18 protein-coding genes are annotated in these 18219 nt (G+C 69.4%); 14 read left to right on the top strand and 4 right to left on the bottom strand.

The window, feature by feature from the left end; translation table 11 throughout:
• Window positions 1-225: 225 nt before the first annotated feature.
• Entirely contained in the window at window positions 226-1845 is a 1620-nt protein-coding gene (groL, locus tag ABZX02_RS41400; RefSeq protein ID WP_285642802.1) for a chaperonin GroEL, read from the top strand.
• Window positions 1846-2463: 618 nt separating this feature from the next.
• Here groL and ABZX02_RS41395 read toward each other — a convergent pair.
• Together ABZX02_RS41395 and ABZX02_RS41390 are read right to left on the bottom strand one after the other, a co-directional pair.
• Entirely contained in the window at window positions 2464-2949 is a 486-nt protein-coding gene (locus ABZX02_RS41395; RefSeq protein WP_030480625.1) for a hypothetical protein, read from the bottom strand.
• Window positions 2946-3551: a sigma-70 family RNA polymerase sigma factor gene (locus tag ABZX02_RS41390; RefSeq protein WP_355307174.1), complete on the bottom strand. Its 606-nt coding sequence runs from the start codon at window positions 3549-3551 to the stop codon at window positions 2946-2948. Before ABZX02_RS41390 ends, ABZX02_RS41395 begins: the two co-directional genes overlap by 4 nt.
• A 356-nt stretch (window positions 3552-3907) precedes the next feature.
• Here ABZX02_RS41390 and ABZX02_RS41385 point away from each other — a divergent pair, with 356 nt between their 5' ends.
• The 5 genes from ABZX02_RS41385 to ABZX02_RS41365 all read left to right on the top strand — a co-directional run bounded on the left by ABZX02_RS41385 (window position 3908) and on the right by ABZX02_RS41365 (window position 9011).
• The gene (locus ABZX02_RS41385) at window positions 3908-4567 is read left to right on the top strand and encodes a copper homeostasis protein CutC (RefSeq protein ID WP_355307172.1); all 660 of its coding nucleotides are present in this window, start codon (window positions 3908-3910) and stop codon (window positions 4565-4567) included.
• 82 nt (window positions 4568-4649) lie between these two features.
• Window positions 4650-5927: an extracellular solute-binding protein gene (locus ABZX02_RS41380; protein WP_355307170.1), complete on the top strand. Its 1278-nt coding sequence runs from the start codon at window positions 4650-4652 to the stop codon at window positions 5925-5927.
• Between the two features lie 2 nt (window positions 5928-5929).
• Window positions 5930-6814, top strand: a complete 885-nt coding sequence (locus ABZX02_RS41375; RefSeq protein ID WP_355307168.1) for a sugar ABC transporter permease — start codon at window positions 5930-5932, stop codon at window positions 6812-6814.
• Window positions 6811-7644 (top strand): carbohydrate ABC transporter permease, encoded by an 834-nt coding sequence (locus ABZX02_RS41370; RefSeq protein ID WP_355307166.1) that lies wholly within the window; start codon window positions 6811-6813, stop codon window positions 7642-7644. The genes ABZX02_RS41375 and ABZX02_RS41370 overlap by 4 nt, the downstream gene beginning before the upstream one ends.
• Window positions 7641-9011 (top strand): beta-N-acetylhexosaminidase, encoded by a 1371-nt coding sequence (locus ABZX02_RS41365; RefSeq protein ID WP_355307164.1) that lies wholly within the window; start codon window positions 7641-7643, stop codon window positions 9009-9011. Before ABZX02_RS41370 ends, ABZX02_RS41365 begins: the two co-directional genes overlap by 4 nt.
• On the opposite strand, the gene ABZX02_RS41360 is transcribed toward ABZX02_RS41365, so the two are convergent.
• Both ABZX02_RS41360 and ABZX02_RS41355 read right to left on the bottom strand, forming a co-directional pair.
• Window positions 9012-9242, bottom strand: coding sequence for a PspC domain-containing protein (locus ABZX02_RS41360; RefSeq protein ID WP_355307162.1), 231 nt, complete (start codon window positions 9240-9242; stop codon window positions 9012-9014).
• An 83-nt stretch (window positions 9243-9325) separates the two neighbouring features.
• The gene (locus tag ABZX02_RS41355) at window positions 9326-9709 is read right to left on the bottom strand and encodes a VOC family protein (RefSeq protein WP_355307161.1); all 384 of its coding nucleotides are present in this window, start codon (window positions 9707-9709) and stop codon (window positions 9326-9328) included.
• Window positions 9710-9738: 29 nt separating this feature from the next.
• On the opposite strand from ABZX02_RS41355, the gene ABZX02_RS41350 reads away from it, so the two are divergent.
• The 8 genes from ABZX02_RS41350 (at window position 9739) to ABZX02_RS41315 (ending at window position 18194) form a co-directional block, all read left to right on the top strand.
• A complete protein-coding gene (locus tag ABZX02_RS41350; RefSeq protein WP_355307159.1) occupies window positions 9739-10569 on the top strand; it encodes a MoxR family ATPase in 831 nt (276 codons plus the stop codon).
• Window positions 10566-11540 carry a VWA domain-containing protein gene (locus tag ABZX02_RS41345; protein WP_355307157.1) on the top strand — a complete coding sequence of 325 codons (975 nt, stop codon included), beginning with the start codon at window positions 10566-10568 and terminating at the stop codon, window positions 11538-11540. Before ABZX02_RS41350 ends, ABZX02_RS41345 begins: the two co-directional genes overlap by 4 nt.
• A complete protein-coding gene (locus tag ABZX02_RS41340) occupies window positions 11533-12624 on the top strand; it encodes an XdhC/CoxI family protein (RefSeq protein ID WP_355307155.1) in 1092 nt (363 codons plus the stop codon). Before ABZX02_RS41345 ends, ABZX02_RS41340 begins: the two co-directional genes overlap by 8 nt.
• Window positions 12625-12705: 81 nt before the next feature.
• A complete protein-coding gene (locus tag ABZX02_RS41335) occupies window positions 12706-13239 on the top strand; it encodes a (2Fe-2S)-binding protein (protein WP_355307154.1) in 534 nt (177 codons plus the stop codon).
• Window positions 13236-15662, top strand: coding sequence for a xanthine dehydrogenase family protein molybdopterin-binding subunit (locus ABZX02_RS41330; RefSeq protein ID WP_355307153.1), 2427 nt, complete (start codon window positions 13236-13238; stop codon window positions 15660-15662). Before ABZX02_RS41335 ends, ABZX02_RS41330 begins: the two co-directional genes overlap by 4 nt.
• Window positions 15659-16480 (top strand): xanthine dehydrogenase family protein subunit M, encoded by an 822-nt coding sequence (locus ABZX02_RS41325; protein ID WP_355307151.1) that lies wholly within the window; start codon window positions 15659-15661, stop codon window positions 16478-16480. The genes ABZX02_RS41330 and ABZX02_RS41325 overlap by 4 nt, the downstream gene beginning before the upstream one ends.
• Complete coding sequence (locus ABZX02_RS41320; protein WP_355307149.1) at window positions 16477-17073, top strand: SRPBCC family protein; 597 nt, start codon at window positions 16477-16479, stop codon at window positions 17071-17073. Before ABZX02_RS41325 ends, ABZX02_RS41320 begins: the two co-directional genes overlap by 4 nt.
• A 26-nt stretch (window positions 17074-17099) precedes the next feature.
• On the top strand, window positions 17100-18194 hold the full coding sequence (locus tag ABZX02_RS41315) for a CapA family protein (RefSeq protein WP_355307147.1): 1095 nt from the start codon (window positions 17100-17102) through the stop codon (window positions 18192-18194).
• Window positions 18195-18219 lie beyond the last annotated feature (25 nt).

The following is an 18219-nucleotide window of genomic DNA, read 5'->3' as shown; positions in this document are numbered from 1 at the left end:
TCGCCTGGGAGTCCGCCCGGGTCGCTTGCACTCGCCGTGCCCGAGTGCTAAACACGAACTAGCACTCGGCAGAGTCGAGTGCCAAAGGAAGTGAGCTAGGACAGGTGAGGCCCTCCGGGGTCGTCCGTCGCGGGCACCGATCCTGGCCACTCGCATCGTGTTCCGCTGCGGGCTCTGCCGGCTCGCAGTGGCCCAGAATCCACAAAGGCGGAGGAACACACCGCAATGGCCAAGATGATTGCGTTCGACGAGGACGCCCGCCGCGGTCTCGAGCGGGGTATGAACACCCTCGCTGACGCCGTCAAGGTGACGCTCGGCCCGAAGGGCCGCAACGTCGTGCTCGAGAAGAAGTGGGGTGCGCCGACGATCACGAACGACGGCGTCTCCATCGCGAAGGAGATCGAGCTCGAGGACCCGTGGGAGAAGATCGGGGCCGAGCTGGTCAAGGAGGTCGCGAAGAAGACGGACGACGTCGCTGGTGACGGCACCACGACCGCGACCGTCCTCGCCCAGGCCCTGGTTCGCGAAGGTCTGCGCAACGTCGCGGCCGGCGCCAACCCGCTGGGCCTCAAGCGCGGCATCGAGCAGGCCGTCGAGGCCGTCGCCGAGCAGCTGCTGAAGGCCGCCAAGGAGATCGAGACGAAGGAGCAGATCGCTGCTACCGCGTCCATCTCCGCTGCTGACCCCACGATCGGCGAGCTCATCGCCGAGGCGATGGACAAGGTCGGCAAGGAAGGCGTCATCACCGTCGAGGAGAGCAACACCCTCGGTCTCGAGCTCGAGCTCACCGAAGGCATGCGCTTCGACAAGGGTTACATCTCCGGTTACTTCGTGACCGACCCCGAGCGTCAGGAAGCGGTCCTCGAGGACCCGTACATCCTGCTGTTCGGCTCCAAGATCTCCACGGTCAAGGACCTGCTCCCGCTCCTCGAGAAGGTCATGCAGGGCGGCAAGCCGCTCCTCATCATCTCCGAGGACGTCGAGGGCGAGGCCCTCGCGACCCTGGTCGTGAACAAGATCCGTGGCACCTTCAAGTCCGTCGCCGTCAAGGCGCCTGGCTTCGGTGACCGCCGCAAGGCCATCCTCCAGGACATCGCCACCCTCACCGGTGGCCAGGTCATCACCGAGGACGTCGGCCTGAAGCTGGAGAACGCCGACATCTCGCTGCTGGGCAAGGCCCGCAAGGTCGTCGTCACCAAGGACGAGACGACCATCGTCGAGGGCTCGGGCGACGCCGACCAGATCCAGGGTCGCGTCAACCAGATCCGCGCCGAGATCGAGAAGTCGGACTCCGACTACGACCGCGAGAAGCTCCAGGAGCGCCTCGCGAAGCTCGCCGGCGGCGTCGCCGTCATCAAGGCGGGCGCGGCCACCGAGGTCGAGCTCAAGGAGCGCAAGCACCGCATCGAGGACGCCGTTCGCAACGCGAAGGCGGCCGTCGAAGAGGGCATCGTCGCGGGTGGTGGCGTCGCGCTGCTGCAGGCCGCCGAGGCTGCCTTCGCGGGCCTGAAGCTCACGGGCGACGAGGCCACCGGTGCCAACATCGTCAAGGTCGCCGTCGAGGCTCCCCTCAAGCAGATCGCGGTCAACGCCGGTCTCGAGGGTGGCGTCGTGGTCGAGCGCGTCAAGTCCCTCCCCGCGGGCGAGGGCCTGGACGCCGCGACCGGCGAGTACAAGGACCTGGTCGCCGCGGGCATCATCGACCCGGCCAAGGTCACGCGCTCCGCGCTGCAGAACGCCGCGTCCATCGCCGCGCTGTTCCTGACGACCGAAGCGGTCGTCGCGGACAAGCCGGAGAAGAACGCCGCGCCGGCCGCGCCGGACGCCGGCGGCATGGACTTCTGAGTCCACTCCGCTAGACGCACCACTTCGAAAGGCCCGGTTCGCCTCGGCGAGCCGGGCCTTTCGGCATCCCGGGGTCGGCGGACGCGCAGGCGAGGGGCCAGGCGCGGCGAGGCTAGGGCGGCCGGAGGCAGGGCCGGGTAAGTCCGTGCGGGACGAGTCGGGCCGAGGACGGGCCGGGGGAGGTGGGGCGCGCGAGTGGCCGGTGCCGCGAGGGGCGGCGCGAGAGGGAGTGGCGTGGCGAGGGGCGCGGCGCTGGACAGGGTGTCGTGAGAGGCGCGCGGCGCATGGCGGAACGGCGCGACGCGCCCAGGCAGGCACCAGCGCAATGGCGAAGCCGAGGCGTGTGAGCACTCGACGTCGATCAAGCGGTGGTAACGCAACCACGACGGCGATTGGGGCTTGACTTTGGGTGCGAGGCCTTAAACTTGACCACTCGGCCGGGCTTCACAATCCCGGCTTTAAAAGGCCGAGGAAGGCCTCGCAAGGGCCCCGAAGTCAAGCCCCAATCGCAATCGTTGCGAAGCGACGATGAATTGACACGGCTCGATACAAGGCAAACAACAAACCCGCCCAGCCAGCGAAAACAACCCCAGACCCCTCAGCCCCAAGCCCCAAAACTCACAGCATGATCGTAGGCGTGACCACGGTCCGCCCAGGCTCCCCGCGAGAATTAACCAAATGCACCAAAATCTGCGTGGTCCCAGCCGGAACATCGGGAAGAACAAAACGACCACCATCATCAGCCCGAGTACACGAAGACTGGTGATCGGCCACCCGAACCTCCACCTCGTGCTCCCCGGCCGGCACCAACCACCCGTCGATCCGGTGCCGAGACCCGGTGGACGTGAAGTTCACCATCAACGTCAGGTTGTCCACGGTGAACGTGATCGTCCCGGTCTGCCCGCCCCGCACCCCGGCGAACGACCCGGCCCGTTCCCACCGCGCCACTTCCACGTCCAGCGACTCCAAAGCGATCGCGAACTTCACCCGGTCCACCAGGTCGGCGGGTGGCGGGTCCAGTTCGTCGACGAGCCTGTTCAGCTCGGAGAGGACTGCGGTGTCCTCGGGGCCCCTGCGGTCGTCGCGCGGGTCGATCTCGTTCACCGCGATCCTCCTTCCGTCTCCAGGTAGTTGCGCAGCAGAGTCAGACACCGTCCCCTGGTCGGACCGATGCTGCCGTGGGGCATGGCGAGTGCCTCGGCGACTGCCCGGTATTCCGCGCGGCCCGCGAGCACGGTCAGCCTGAGCAGTTCCTGGCACCTCGTGGTCAGGCGGCCGAACGCGAGCCACAGGCGGCGGTCGCGGTCGTCCTGCAGCGTCACGTCCTCGGGCAGGCCCGTGTCGGACTCGAGCTGTTCGGCGTACTCGTCGGACAGGTGCGTTTCACGCTTGTTGGGTGTCCAGGTTCGGCGCGCTTCACGCCTCGTCGTGACCACCAGGTAGCCGACCAGGGCTTTGGGCTCGTTGATGTTCTCGATGTTCTTCAGGAACGCGAGCCACACGGTCTGCACGACGTCTTCCGCGGCGGCCCTGTCGAGGCCCTGACCACGCGCCACGTGCCACAGCAGCGGGGTCAGTTCGGTGACCAGGACGTTCGTCGCCTCGCGGTTGCCCTCGCGCGCGGCGGTGACGCACACCGCGTGCCGTTCGGTGCCTTCAAGCCCGTCCCACGGCGGACGGTCATCCGCCGTGTGCAGCTCGTCCATGTGGCACCTCCGATCGGCCGCCCTGTCAGCGCCGTCCGCCAACTCATGAAGGGCTAACTGGGCGGTAGATACAAAATTCACTCGATTGGAGCAGTTCTACCGCCAAGGTGTCCTTCATCTTCCTCCGGGTACGCCAGCGGCCCGTGAATCCCCCTCCGAGTCACGGGCCGTCAGTGGTGGGAGCTCGCGCCGGCCGGCACCCCTCGAACCGACCGACGCCCGCTCCACGCCTGAACAAAGCGCTCATGGAGAAAGAGCGGAACTCAGGCGGGTAGATACGGCTCTCTGACGCACCGAACCGACAACCCGCTCCCGATTCGCGAAAGCACACGGCGGCGACCACTATGGTCCAGACCATGCCGATTCTCGAAGTGATCGCACTGGACGCACGGGACGCCGAGGCCGCGCAGGCCGGCGGGGCCGACCGGCTCGAACTGGTCGCCGACATGGCGAGCGACGGGCTCACGCCGTCGGTCGCCACGTTCCAGGAAGTCAGCAAGGCCGTCGACATCCCCGTCCGAGTCATGCTCAGGGACGCCAAGGGCTTCGCGCCCGGCGACCTGAAGCAGCTGCGTCGCCAGGCCCACGAGCTCCGCAGCGCCGGCGCCACCGAGTTCGTCCTCGGCTTCCTCGATCCGCACGGCGAGATCGACGAGGGCGTCACGCTCAACCTCGTCGCCGAGCTGGAGGGCTGCGCCTGGACGTTCCACCGCGCGCTCGACAACTCGAACGACGTCTTCCGGTCGTGGGGCGTCGTCAAGACCCTCGGCTGCGACACCGTGCTCGCCGCGGGCAGCGCGAAGGGCGTCGCGGAAGGGGTCGAGAACCTGAAGAAGCTCGTCGCCGAGGCCCCGCCCGCGCTCCTCGTCGGCGGTGGTCTGCAGACGAGCCACGTGCCGGAACTGCTGGCCGCGGGCGTGAAGGGTTTTCACGTCGGCAGTGCGGTCCGTCCGTCCGGATGGGACTCCCCGGTCGATTCGGCATCAGTTCGGGAATGGGTCAATCGTCTGGTCTAGACCCTTGACGTAGTCCGTTCTACAGTCACGTTGCTTCCTGTGAAATAGCTGTTGCAACATACGCAACGTGAAGGGCGCGACGATGCGGTTGAAGACACTCGCGGCGGTGCTGGGCGTGGGCGCGGTGGTCGCCTGCGCCCCGGTGCAGTCGGGACCGACGAACTCCGGCACGGACGAGCAGACCGGGCAGCTGAGGGTGTGGCTGTTCGACGAGGTGAACCGGGGCCCCAAGGAGGCCGTGGTCAAGGAGGCGATCTCCGAGTTCCAGGGCAAGCACGCCGGCGTCACCGTCGACGTGCAGTACATCCAGGTGTCCAGCCGGGCAGAACGCTTCAAGGCCGCCTTCAGCGACCCGAAGAGCGCTCCGGACGTGGCCGAGTTCGGCAACACCGACCTCGCGGGCTACGTCTCCGCGGGCGGCTTCTCCGAACTGGACCTGGGCAAGTGGGACGAGTCCAAGGACCTGGTCCCGACGATCCTCGACACGGCCAAGGTCGACGGCAAGACGTACGGCGTGCCGTGGTTCGTCGGCGTGCGTGCGCTCTACTACCGCACGGACGTGTTCACCGAGCTCGGCCTCAAGCCGCCGGCGACGCTCGACGAGATCGCGACGACCGCCCGGGAGATCCGGCAGAAGAAGCCCGAGCTGATCGGAATCTCGGCCGGCGGCAAGTACCTGTTCGCCGCGCTCCCGTTCATCTGGGCGAACGGCGGCGACCTCGCGAAGTCCGACGGCGGCAAGTTCACCGCCACGATCGACAGCGCCGAGGCGAAGGCCGGTGTCGCCAAGTACACCGAGCTGATCAAGGACGACATCTGCCCGCCCGCCACCTGCGCGGGCAACGGCGGTGACGCGAGCGTCGAGGCGTTCCGCGCCGGCAAGGCCGCGATGACCATCGGTGGCGACTTCAACCGCAAGTCCGTCGACGCGTCCAGCGCCGCCGGCAAGTACGGCGTCGTGCCGCTGCCCGGCAAGGACAAGGGCTCGGTCGCGCCCGCGTTCGCCGGCGGCAACCTGCTCGGCGTCATGAAGGGCACGCAGCGCAAGACGCTCGCCACCGAGTTCACGCAGCTGCTGGCTTCGAAGAAGTACCAGCAGAAGATGTACACGGCGATGGGCAACCTGCCGACGTTCACGGACGTGCAGAAGCAGGTCGCGGACTCCGACAAGTTCCTGGAGCCGTTCACCAAGACGCTGCAGTCCGGCACGAAGTTCGTCCCCGTCACGCCGGCGTGGGCGAAGATCGAGGCGCAGGCCGTCGTCCCGACGATGCTGCAGGAGGTCGTGACCGGCGCGAAGAACGTCGACACGGCCACCGCCGACGCCGCCAAGACGATGAACGCGGCCTTCACGTCGTGAGCATGACCGCCAAAGGCCAGGGGCGGACCGCGTTCGCCTACCTGGCTCCAGCGCTGCTGGTCCTCGGGGGGCTGCTGGCCTACCCGATCTACCAGCTGGTGCTCATCTCGCTCTACGACTACGGCCAGGAGCAGGTGAGCGGCGGAGCTCCGCTCACCTTCCTCGGTCTCGGCAACTACCAGAAGCTGCTGGGGGACCAGCAGTTCTGGACGGTGCTCGGGCAGACCGTCGGGTTCGCGGCGGTCTGCGTGGTCGGCACGTTGCTTGTGGGCGCGTTCCTCGCAATCCTCGCCACCCGCGTCCGCACGTGGGTGCGCATGACGTTGTTCCTGGCGGCGCTCGGTGCGTGGTCCACGCCCGCCGTCGCCGGCTCGACGATCTGGCTCTTCCTGTTCGACGCGAACTTCGGGCTCGTCAACGAGATCCTCGGCATCCAGGGCCACTCGTGGACGTTCGACAAGTGGACGGCCTTCGGACTCGTCGCGGCACAGGTGATCTGGTGCTCGTTCCCGTTCGTCATGGTGACGCTCTTCGCGGGCATCAAGGCGATCCCGGGCGAGGTGCTGGAGGCCGCGGCGCTGGACGGCGCGTCGGCGTTCCGCACGGCGTGGAGCGTCACGCTGCCGTTGCTGCGGCCGATCATCCTCGTGGTGACGATCCAGTCGATCATCTGGGACTTCAAGATCTTCACGCAGATCTACGTCATGACCAACGGCGGTGGCATCGCCGGGCGCAACCTCGTGCTCAACGTCTACGCCTACCAGCAGGCGTTCGCGGCGTCGGAGTACGGCCTGGGCGCGGCCATCGGAGTCGTGATGACCGTGCTGCTGCTGGGGATCACGATGTTCTACCTGCGTGCGCTCAAGAAGTCGGGGGAGGCCCTGTGAGGCGCTGGATCACCGAGGCGTTCGTCCTCGTCGTCGCCGCCGTGGTGGCCTTCCCGCTGTTCTGGATGGTGCTCAGCGCCTTCAAACCGGAGGACGAGATCATCTCGGCCGACCCGGTGCCGTGGACGACGCGGCCGACGCTCGACAGCTTCACGCGGGCGCTGACCGTCGCGAACTTCGGGCGCTACTTCGTGAACAGCATCGTCGTGGCGCTGATCGTGGTGGCGCTGAGCATCCTGATCTCGTTCCTCGCCGCGACCGCGCTGACCCGCTTCCGGTTCCGCAGCCGCACGACGCTGCTGATCATGTTGCTGGTCGTGCAGATGGTGCCGGTCGAGGCGTTGACCGTGCCGCTGTTCTTCCTGATGCGGTCCGTGGGTGACAGCGTGCCGGTCTTCGGCCTGAACCACCTCGGCTCGCTCGTGCTGGTGCACCTCGCGTTCAGCCTGCCGTTCGCCATCTGGATGCTGCGGGGCTTCGTCGCCGCGGTGCCCGTGGAACTGGAGGAGGCCGCCACCCTGGACGGCGCCTCGCGGTTCCGGTTCCTGTGGCAGGTGCTGTTCCCGCTCGTCGCGCCCGGCCTGGTGGCGACGAGCGTGCTGTCGTTCATCCACGCCTGGAACGACTTCCTGTTCGCCAAGACGTTCATCATCTCGGCCGTGGAGAACCAGACCCTGCCGCTGGCTCTCCAGGTGTTCGTCAAACCCGACCAGAACGATTGGGGCGCGATCATGGCGGGCTCCACCCTGATGACCATCCCTGTGCTGATCTTCTTCGTGCTCGTGCAGCGCCGGCTCGTGTCCGGCCTCACGGGGGCGGTGAAGGGATGAACCTGCTGCCACGGCCGGTGTCCTACGTGGACGGTGGACGGCTCTGCGAGTACCGGGGCTGGGAGACCGTCCTCGTGGACGGTCCTCCCGGCGGCTACCGGTTGATCTCGTCCGACGACGGCGTGCTGATCGAGGCGCACGACGCGGAGGGGGAGATGAACGCGCTGCAGACCCTGCGGCAACTGCTGGGCGCACAGGCGTTCCGGGCGGCGGGCGCCAAGCCGTCGGCCATCCCGGCGTGCGAGGTCGTGGACCACCCGCGGTTCGCCTGGCGCGGCGTGATGCTCGACGTCGCACGGCACTTCCTGCCCAAGCGGGAGGTGCTGCGGTGGGTCGAGCTGCTGTCCGTGCACAAGCTCAACGTCCTGCACCTGCACCTCACCGACGACCAGGGCTGGCGCTTCGAGGTCAAGCGCTACCCGAAGCTCACCGAGGTCGGGTCGTGGCGGGAGGACTCGCGGTTCGGCGACCGGCGCGCCGGCGGTCTGAAAGGCCGTCCGCACGGCGGTTTCTACACGCAGGACGACCTGCGCGAGATCGTCGAGTACGCGCGGGCCCGGCACATCACGGTGATCCCGGAGATCGACATCCCCGGCCACTCGCAGGCGGCGATCGCGGCCTACCCCGAACTGGGGGTGCACGGCGGCGGGGTCTGGACCGACTGGGGCGTCAACGAACGCGTGCTCAACACCGAGGAGTCCACAGTGGACTTCTATCGGAACGTGTTCGACGAGCTGGTGGACGTCTTCCCGGCGGAGATCATCGGACTCGGCGGCGACGAGGCACCCGGTCACGAGGACGGAACCCTGGTTCGCGCGATCGCCGAGCACCTGGTTGGCAGCGGCCGGCGGCCGTACGGCTGGGACGAGGTCCTGGACGCGCGCCCGCTGCCTGGCAGCACCGTCGTCGCGTCCTGGCGCGGGGTCGAGGGCGGCGTCACGGCGCTGAGCGAGGGCCACGACGTGGTCATGTGCCCCGAGCAGTTCGTCTACCTCGACTACCGGCAGTCGGAGTCGCCCGACGAACCGATCCCGGTCGGCACGGTGACGACGCTGGAGGACGTCTACGCGTGGGACCCGGTGCCCGAGGGCGTCACGGGCGCGGAGCCCGGACGGCTGCTGGGGGCGCAGGCGAACATCTGGACCGAGCACCTCGACTCGGCCCGGCGGGTGGACTACGCGGCGTTCCCGAGGCTGGCCGCGTTCGCCGAGGTCGTGTGGTCCCCGGCGGAGAAGGACCCGGACTTCGTGCGGCGGCTCACCGAGCACCACCTCCCGAGGCTCGACGCCCTCGGGGTGGAGTACCGACCCCTCACCGGTCCCCACCCCTGGCAACGACTACCCGGCGTGCCCGGTTTTCCACGGTGATCACATCGCGGAGTCTTCCTCGGGCATGAGGATCCAGGCGGCGACGTAGAGGACGGCTCCGGTGCCGAACCCGAGCAGCGTCGCCGCCACGAGGACGATCCGGAGGATGGCGGCGTCCACGCCGATCATCTTGGCGACGCCACCGCACACACCGGCGAGCATCTTGTCGCTGCGGCTCCTGCGGAGCTTCTTGACCTGGGCTGTCGCGTCGTTGAGCACGTTGTTCGTCATGCACCAAGAATCGCGATTCCCACGCCTGGGCACATCGGTGACCACCCCGAACCCGACCCTGATTCGGGGTGGCGACCCCAGGGTCAGTCGAGGCAGAACTCGTTGCCCTCGACGTCCTGCATGACGATGCAGGACTCGTTCTCCTCGTCCGCCTCCATCACGCGCACCAGCGTCGCGCCCAACGGCTCCAGCCGTGCGCGCTCGGCCTGCAACGCGGCGAGGCGCTCGGCACCGACCAGACCGGTGCCCGCCCGCACGCAGACGTGCACGCGGTTCTTGACGACCTTGCCCTCCGGAACGCGCTGGAAGAAGAACCGCGGGCCCACGCCCGTCGGGTCGGCGCACGCCGACCACGAGCCGTCGCTCTCCGGCGGTGCGTCGTACCCGAGGACCTGGCTCCAGAACTCCGCGACCCGCACGGGTTCCGCGCAGTCGAACGTGATCTGGACTTTCTTGATCGAAGCCATCCCCGCAGGTTAGTCGTACCCTGAGGCTCATGGAGTCCCCTGAGGAACTCGCGGCAGGGCTCGACCGCGCGGGCTACCTGCCCGACGGCGGCGTCGCCACGGCGGCTTTTCTCGCGGTCGCGATGGGACGGCCGCTGTTCCTCGAAGGCGAGCCCGGCACCGGCAAGACGTCGCTCGCGCTCGCGCTGGCCAAGGCGATGGACGTGCCGTTGATCCGCTTGCAGTGCCACGAGGGCATCGACGCCACACAGGCGCTGTACGACTGGGACTACCCGCGCCAGCTCATGCACCTGCGCGTGCTGGAGACCCGCGGCGAGGTGGACGAGGCCTCCCTCTACACGCGACGGTTCCTGCTCGCGCGGCCGTTGCTGCAGGCACTGGAGAACGCGCCGTGCGTGCTGCTCGTCGACGAGATCGACCGGGCCGACGACGAGTTCGAGGCGTTCCTGCTGGAGGTGCTGTCCGAGAACGCGGTCAGCATCCCCGAGTTCGGCGAGATCAGGGCCACGACTCCGCCGCTCACCGTGCTCACGTCGAACCGCACCCGCGAGGTGCACGACGCGTTGAAGCGCCGCTGCCTCTACCACTGGCTGGAGCACCCGTCGCTCGACCGCGAGGTGGCGATCCTCCGCCGCACCCTGCCCGGCCTCGACGAACGGCTCGCGCACAAGGTCGCGGAGGCCGTCGGCAAGATGCGCGGCCTCGACCTGCTCAAGCCGCCGGGCGTCGCGGAGTCGCTCGACTGGGCGCGGGCGCTGCAGGCGCTGGGCCGCACCGAGCCGGACACGACGACGCTCGGGGCGGTGCTCAAGTACCGGGAGGACGCGGAACGCGTTATCGGGAGCACAATCGTGGGGTGACGGAAGCCTGCGTCGGGTTCACGCGCGTCCTGCGGGGCGCCGGGCTCCAGTGCGGGCCGGACCGCGTCCAGGCGTTCCTGCGGGCCACCGAGCACGTCGACCTCTACTGGGCCGGGCGTCTCACGCTCTGCGCCGACCCGGACGACCTGCCGCGCTACGACGCGGCGTTCCGGGCGTACTTCGGCGGCACACCGCCCCGGCCGCGCACGACGATCGAGCTCGACTCGGTCACCGTCGGCGTCGCGGCGTCGGACGTGGAAGTGCTGAAGCACAAGGACATCTCCGAGTTCGACGCGGCACCGCTGATCGCGCGCCTCACCCCGGTGCCGCCGCGCCGCCGGTCGCGCCGGCTGCGCAAGGCCCGCCGCGGCCGGATGGACCTGGGCCGGACGGTGCGGGCGATGATCGAGACCGGCGGCGAGATCGCCCTGCCGCGCCACCGCAGGCGGGGGGCCAAGCCGCGCCGGGTCGTGCTGCTGATCGACGTCTCCGGCTCGATGGCCGCCTACTCGGACGCGCTGCTGCGGTTCGCGCACGTGATCGCCCACGCCATGCCCGCCGAGGTCAGCACGATCGGCACGCGGCTCACCCGCGTGACCCGCCACCTGCGGGAACGCGACCCGGAACGGGCGCTCAGGGCGGCCGGCCGGGCGATCCCGGACTACGAGGGCGGCACCCGGCTCGGCGAGGCGCTGCGGCGGTTCAACCAGCGGTGGCGGCAGCGCGGCGCGGTGGTGGTGCTGTTCAGCGACGGCTGGGAGCGCGGCGACCCGGCCCTGCTGGCGACCGAGCTGGCGCGGCTGCGGCGGATGAGCCACCGGGTCATCTGGGCCAACCCGCACGCCGGCAAGTCCGGCTACCGGCCCGTGCAGCGGGGTGTGCTGGCAGCCTTGCCGCACGTCGACACGATGGTCGCGGGCCACAGCGTGCACGCGTTGGAAGAACTGCTGAAGGAGGTCCGGCGTGCGTGATGTCCTCTACGACCTCGCCGAACGGGTGGCGAACGGCGAGACGGTCGGGGTCGGCACGGTGGTCGCGACCTTCAGCTCGGCGCCCAGGCCGGCGGGCGCGGCGATGCTCGTGACGCAGGACGGCGAGGCCGTCGGCAGCGTGTCCGGCGGCTGCGTCGAAGGGGCGGTCTACGAGCTGGCGCAGGAGACCTCGAACCCGGTGCTGCAGCGGTATGGGGTGAGCGACGACGACGCGTTCGCGGTGGGACTGACCTGCGGCGGGATCATCGACATCTACGTCGAGAAGATCGACGCCGAGTCGTTCCCGCAGCTCGCCGAGGTCGTGGAGACCGTCCGCGCCGAGGAACCCGTGGCGGTCGCGACGGTGATCGAGCACCCGGACGGCATCGGCCGGCGCATGGTGATCTGGCCGGACCGCCGCGACGGCAGCCTCGGCAGCGCGCGCATCGACGACGCCGTCACCGACGACGCGCGCGGCATGCTCGCGTCCGGCCGCAGCGGCGTGCTCCAGTACGGACCGGACGGTCAGCGGCGCGGCGAGGGCATGAGCGTGTTCGTGAACTCGTTCGAGCCGCCGCCGCGGATGCTCGTGTTCGGAGCGATCGACTTCGCCGCCGCGATGGCCCGGCTCGGCGCGTTCCTCGGCTACCGCGTGACCGTGTGCGACGCACGGCCGGTGTTCGCGACGCGCAGCCGTTTCCCCGAGGCGGACGAGGTCGTGGTCGCGTGGCCGCACAGGTACCTCCAGGCCGAAGCGTCCAAGCTCGACGAACGCACGGTGATCGCCGTGCTGACCCACGACCCGAAGTTCGACGTGCCGCTGCTGGAGGTCGCGTTGCGGCTGAAGGTCGGCTACGTCGGCGCGATGGGGTCCCGCCGCACGCACGAAGATCGACTGAATCGCTTGCGGGAAACGGGAATGACCGAATCCGAACTTGCGGCGCTGTCGTCGCCGATCGGGCTCGATCTCGGCGCCCGCACCCCGGAGGAGACCGCAGTTGCGATTGCCGCCGAGATCATCTCCTTGCGGTGGAAGGGAACCGGGCGCCGGTTGACGGAGATCGACATACCGATTCACCGGTGATCGGGTTGTTGAACCCGCAAACAGGGAGCAAGCTGGAGTGACCCTCGTCACCTCATGGCCCACCACCCTGGGAGGGTTTCAATGCACATCTCGGTCAACGTCGACGGAGTGACCTACGCCGACGAGGTCGAACCCCGCCTCCTGCTCGTGCACTACCTACGGGAGCGATTGAGCAAGACCGGCACCGTCGTCGGGTGCGACACCGGCAACTGCGGTGCCTGCACCGTCCACCTCGACGGCCACAGCGTGAAGTCGTGCCAGATGCTCGCCGTGCAGGCGAACGGCCACGACGTCACCACGATCGAAGGTCTCGCTCGCGACGGCAGGCTGCATCCCGTGCAGGAGGCTTTCCGCTCGAACCACGCGTTGCAGTGCGGCTTCTGCACGCCCGGCATGATCATGCAGGCGATCGACCTGCTCGCCGACGAGTCCGATCCCGACGACGAGACCGTGCGCAAGGGCCTGGAGGGCAACCTCTGCCGGTGCACGGGCTACCAGAACATCGTGCGCGCCGTGCAGGACGCCGCCCAGCGGATGAAACCCGGCGCCGGCCCCGAGCAGGAACAGCACAGCGACGAGCACGTCACCGCGAAGCAGCCGGTAGGTGGCGAATGACCGCCACAGCCGAGCCGGAGGTGGGCAAGGCCCGGCTCCGCAAGGAGGACGCGCGCCTGATCACCGGCCAGACCAGGTGGACCGACAACATCCGGCTGACCGGGATGCTGCACATGGCCGTGCTGCGCAGTCCCGTCGCCCACGCCCGCATCACGAACATCGACGTCAGCCGCGCCACGGCGATGCCCGGCATCGCGCTCGTGCTGACCGGGGAGGACTTCGCCGCCGAACAGGGCTCGCTGCCCTGCGCGTGGCCGATCACCGAGGACATGAAGTCGCCCGCCGCGCCCGCGATCGCCGTCGACACGGTCAACTTCGCCGGCGAGATCGTCGCGCTGGTGATCGCCGACAGCGCGTACCACGCCGCGGACGCGCTGGAAGCGATCGACGTGGACTACGAGGACCTCCCGGTCGTGCTCGACCTGGAAGAAGCGTTGCGGGACAACGATCTCGTGCACGCGGACCTCGGCACGAACAAGTGTGCCACGTGGGTCTTCGACTCGGCCGAGGCCGGGTCGGGCACCAACGTCGAGGACGAGATCGCGGCCGCCGAGGTCGTGATCGAGCGGACGTTCCGGCAGCAGCGGCTGATCCCGGCGTTCATGGAACCGCGGTCGGTCGTCGTGGACTGCACCGCGGGCATGTACACCGTCTGGTCCGCGACGCAGATCCCGCACATCCTGCGCTGGATGCTGTCGGCCGTCACGGGCATCTCCGAGCACAAGCTCCGCGTGATCGCGCCGGACGTCGGCGGCGGCTTCGGCGGCAAGCTCCAGGTCACGCCGGAAGAGCTGCTGTGCCTGCTGGTCGCGCGCCGGATGAACCGCCCGGTGAAGTGGACCGAGTCCCGCACCGAGTCGATGCTGTCCGCGCACCACGGCCGCGACCAGCTGCAGAAGATCACGATGTCCGCTCGCCGCGACGGCACCGTGACCGGCCTGAAGGTCGAGCTGCTCGCCGACATGGGCGCCTACCTGCGCCTGGTCACGCCGGGCGTGCCGATCCTGGGCGCGTTCATGTTCAACGCGATCTACAAGTTCGCCGCCTACCGGTTCGTGTGCACCAACGTGTTCACGAACAAGGTGCCCACGGACGCCTACCGCGGCGCCGGACGGCCCGAGGCGACGTTCGCGATCGAGCGGATGATGGACGAGCTCGCGGTCGAGCTCGACATCGAGCCGATGAAGATCCGCGAGAAGAACTGGATCAGGCACGAGGAGTTCCCGTTCACCACGGTCGCCGGTCTCACCTACGACTCCGGCAACTACGAGGCCGCCACGGCCCGTGCGATGGAGCTGTTCGGGTACGACGAACTGCGCGAGGAGCAGGCACGGCGCCGTGAGTCCGGTGACGTGGTCCAGCTCGGCATCGGCATTTCGACCTACACCGAGATGTGCGGCCTCGCGCCGTCACGGGTGCTGGGCGCGTTGCGGTACGGCGCGGGCGGGTGGGAGACCGCGTCGATCCGCATGCTGCCCACCGGCAAGGTCGAGGTGATCACCGGGACCTCGCCGCACGGCCAGGGCCACGAGACGGTCTGGTCGCAGATCGTCGCGGACAAGCTCGGCGTGCCGTTCGAGGACGTCGAGGTGCTGCACGGCGACACGGCCACGTCGCACAAGGGCATGGACAGCTACGGGTCCCGCTCGCTCGCGGTCGGTGGCACGGCCCTGGTGCACGCGGCGGACAAGGTGCTGGCCAAGGCCCGCACGCTGGCCGCGCACATGATGGAGTGCGACGAGGCGGACGTGGAGTTCACCTCCGGCTCGTTCTCCGTGCGCGGCACGTCGACGGCGCGGACGCTGGGCGACGTGGTGCTGGCCGCGCACGTCGCGCACGACCTGCCCGAGGGCATGGAACCCGGCATGGACGCCGACGCCACGTACGACCCGGACAACTTCTCGTACCCGCACGGAACCCATCTGTGCGCCGCGGAGGTCGACACCGAGACGGGCATGGTCAAGATCGTCCGGTACGTGGCCGTGGACGACGTCGGCACGGTCGTGAACCCGTTGATCGTGGACGGTCAGGTGCACGGCGGACTCGCGCAGGGCATCGCGCAGGCGTTGTACGAAGAGGCCACGCACGACGAGATGGGCACGTTGACGACGGCGACGTTCGCCGACTACCTCGTGCCGTGCGCGGCCGACCTGCCGGCGTTCCTCACGGACCGCACGACGACGCCCGCGACCTCCAACCCGTTGGGCGCCAAGGGAGTCGGCGAGGCGGGCACGATCGCCTCGACGCCCGCCGTGGTGAACAGCGTGCTGGACGCCCTGCGGCACCTGGGCGTGCGGGACATCGAGATGCCGATGTCGCCCGAGCGCGTGTGGACCGCGCTGCAGGGACGTGAGGACTCCGGAGCCGGTGAGGTCGCCGCGGGCGGGCTCGGCTCCATCGACGCGCAGGGAGGGCAGTCGTGATCCCGGCGGACTTCAAGTACCTGTTTCCGTCCACTGTGGACGAAGCCGTGCGGATGCTCGCCGAGGAGGGCGAGGACGCGAAGGTCATCGCGGGCGGGCAGTCGCTCGTGCCGGTGCTGCGGATGCGGCTGGCGGCGCCGACGGCGTTGATCGACATCGGCGGGCTGACCGAGCTGACGGGCGTGCGCGACGACGGCGACTCGCTGCTCATCGGCGCCATGACCACGCACTACGAGGTGCAGCGCGACCACCTGGTGCAGGACCACGCGTTGCTCCTGAGGCTCGTCACGGACACCATCGCCGACCCGCAGATCCGCCACCGCGGCACGTTCGGCGGGTCGCTCTGCCACGCGGACCCGGCCGGTGACCTGCTGGCGCCGGTGCTCGCCCTGGACGCGGTGATGGTCATCGCCGGTCCCGGCGGCCGTCGTGAGGTGTCCGCGGCGGAGTTCTTCGTCGACTACTTCACGACGGCGCTGGCCCCGGACGAGATCCTGCTCGACGTGCGCGTGCCGAAGTACACGGGCTGGGGCGCGCACTACGAGAAGCTCAACCGGGTCGCGCAGGCGTGGTCGATCGTCGCGGTGGCGGCGGCCGTGCAGGTGCGCGACGGGACGATCGCCGCCGCCCGCGTGGGTCTCACGAACGTGGGGTCGGGGCCGGTGCGCGCGACCGACGTCGAGTCGGCGCTGGTCGGGCTGCCCGCGACGGCCGAGTCGATCTCGGCGGCCGCGGGGCGCGCGTCCTCCGGCGACGGCTACAAGGACAACCTGGCCAGGGTGCTGACCGGGCGTGCGCTGACGGCGGCGGTCGGATGAAGTTGACGCACTCGTTCACGTCGCCCGCACCCGCCGAGGAGGTGTGGGAGGCGCTGATCGACCCCGAACGGGTGGCGCCGTGCCTGCCCGGCGCCACGCTCACCTCGGTGGACGGCAAGACGTTCAGCGGGGAGGTGAAGGTGAAGCTCGGCCCGGTGCAGCTGCTGTACCGGGGCAGCGGCGAGTTCGTCGAGATCGACCCGGTGCTGCGCCGTGCCGTCATGAAAGCCGCGGGCAAGGACACCCGCGGCAACGGCACGGCGTCCGCCGTGGTGACGTTCGTGGTGGGCGACACGGTCGACGTCGAGACCGACCTGGCGATCACCGGCCGGCCCGCCCAACTCGGTCGCGGCCTGATCGCCGAGGTCAGCGGCAAGCTCGTCGACCAGTTCGCGGAATGCCTGGCGAGCACGCTGGTATCCGTGGATCCTGACGAGGTGGCGCAACAGCAGCATCTCCGAGTGGTCCCCGACGAGCCGATCGACCTGATCGACACGGCAGGCGTGCCGGTGTTGAAGCGCGTGCTGCCCGTGGCGGCCGCGGCGCTCGCGGTCGTGCTGTTCGTGGTCCTGCGACGACGGCGGCAGCGCTGAGGCGTGTGGTCCGGTGGCCGGCATCCGTGCTGGCCACCGGCCTTCTGCTGTCCGGGTGCACCGGCTCGCCCGTGGTGGTCACCTCGACTCCGCCACCTCCGCCGGCGTCCACGTCCCAGGGGCCGCCGCCGGCGCGTTCGTTCACGCTGACCGCGGGCGGCGACATCCTGATCCACCCGGCGCTGACCGACCAGGCCGTGGCCGACGGGGGCGCGGCCGGGCGCGACTACCTGCCGTTGTTCTCGGGGATCAAGGAGACGCTGAAGGCCGATCTCTCCCTGTGCCACCTCGAGGTGCCGCTCGGTCCCAAGGAAGGCCCGTTCTTCGGCTACCCGGCGTTCCTCGCGCCGCCCGAGGTGGCGAAGGGCCTGGTCGACGTGGGCTACGACTCTTGTTCGACCGCCTCGAACCACACGCTGGACCGGGGCGTCTCGGCCATCACCACGACGCTCGACGCGATGGACGCCGTCGGCCTCAAGCACACCGGCTCGTTCCGCACGCAGGAGGAGTCGGCGGCCCCGCTGATCCTGGACGCGGGCGGGGTGAAGGTCGCGCAGCTGTCGTTCACGTACGGCTTCAACGGGATTCCGCTGCCCCAGCCGTGGCGCGCGAACCAGATCAACGCCGACAAGATCCTCGCCGACGCCCGCGCCGCCCGTGCCGCCGGCGCCGAGGTCGTCGTGCTGTCCGTGCAGTGGGGCAACGAGTACCAGCACGAGGCCACCGCGGACCAGAAGGCGCTGGCTCGCCAGTTGCTGGCCGACCCGGCCCTGGACCTGATCATCGGCACGCACGTGCACGTCGTGCAGCCGTTCGAGAAGATCGGGAACAAGTGGGTCGCGTACGGCCTCGGCAACGAGGTGGCCCGGCACGCCGAACCGCGCGGGGTGACCGAGGAGGGCGTGGTCGCGCGCTTCCGGTTCGAACAGGGCGCGGCCGGCTGGTCGGTGGTCGAGGCGACCTACACGCCCACGCTGGTCGAGCTGGGGCCGCCGATCCGGCTCGTGGACCTGACGCGGGTGCCGGCCTCGGAGCGGCGGACGCAGGCGATCGACCGGACCGAGGGGATCGTGTTCAGCCTGGGGGCGGCCGAGCAGGGCCTGAAGCGCGGCAAGCCGTAGAGCTCTTCCATGTGCGACGGTGGGT

The sequence above is a fragment of the Lentzea sp. NPDC003310 genome (genome assembly GCF_040610935.1).
GTDB lineage: Bacteria > Actinomycetota > Actinomycetes > Mycobacteriales > Pseudonocardiaceae > Lentzea.
This window is presented reverse-complemented; position numbering and strand designations above follow the sequence as displayed.

Coding starts and splice junctions, on each gene's coding strand:
- ABZX02_RS41375 (WP_355307168.1), top strand. CDS start 5,930: ATGACCGCCAAAGGCCAGGGGCGGACCGCGTTCGCCTACCTGGCTCCA.
- ABZX02_RS41330 (WP_355307153.1), top strand. CDS start 13,236: ATGACCGCCACAGCCGAGCCGGAGGTGGGCAAGGCCCGGCTCCGCAAG.
- ABZX02_RS41365 (WP_355307164.1), top strand. CDS start 7,641: ATGAACCTGCTGCCACGGCCGGTGTCCTACGTGGACGGTGGACGGCTC.
- ABZX02_RS41360 (WP_355307162.1), bottom strand. CDS start 9,242: ATGACGAACAACGTGCTCAACGACGCGACAGCCCAGGTCAAGAAGCTC.
- ABZX02_RS41350 (WP_355307159.1), top strand. CDS start 9,739: ATGGAGTCCCCTGAGGAACTCGCGGCAGGGCTCGACCGCGCGGGCTAC.
- ABZX02_RS41380 (WP_355307170.1), top strand. CDS start 4,650: ATGCGGTTGAAGACACTCGCGGCGGTGCTGGGCGTGGGCGCGGTGGTC.
- ABZX02_RS41335 (WP_355307154.1), top strand. CDS start 12,706: ATGCACATCTCGGTCAACGTCGACGGAGTGACCTACGCCGACGAGGTC.
- ABZX02_RS41320 (WP_355307149.1), top strand. CDS start 16,477: ATGAAGTTGACGCACTCGTTCACGTCGCCCGCACCCGCCGAGGAGGTG.
- ABZX02_RS41355 (WP_355307161.1), bottom strand. CDS start 9,709: ATGGCTTCGATCAAGAAAGTCCAGATCACGTTCGACTGCGCGGAACCC.
- ABZX02_RS41385 (WP_355307172.1), top strand. CDS start 3,908: ATGCCGATTCTCGAAGTGATCGCACTGGACGCACGGGACGCCGAGGCC.
- groL (WP_285642802.1), top strand. CDS start 226: ATGGCCAAGATGATTGCGTTCGACGAGGACGCCCGCCGCGGTCTCGAG.
- ABZX02_RS41390 (WP_355307174.1), bottom strand. CDS start 3,551: ATGGACGAGCTGCACACGGCGGATGACCGTCCGCCGTGGGACGGGCTT.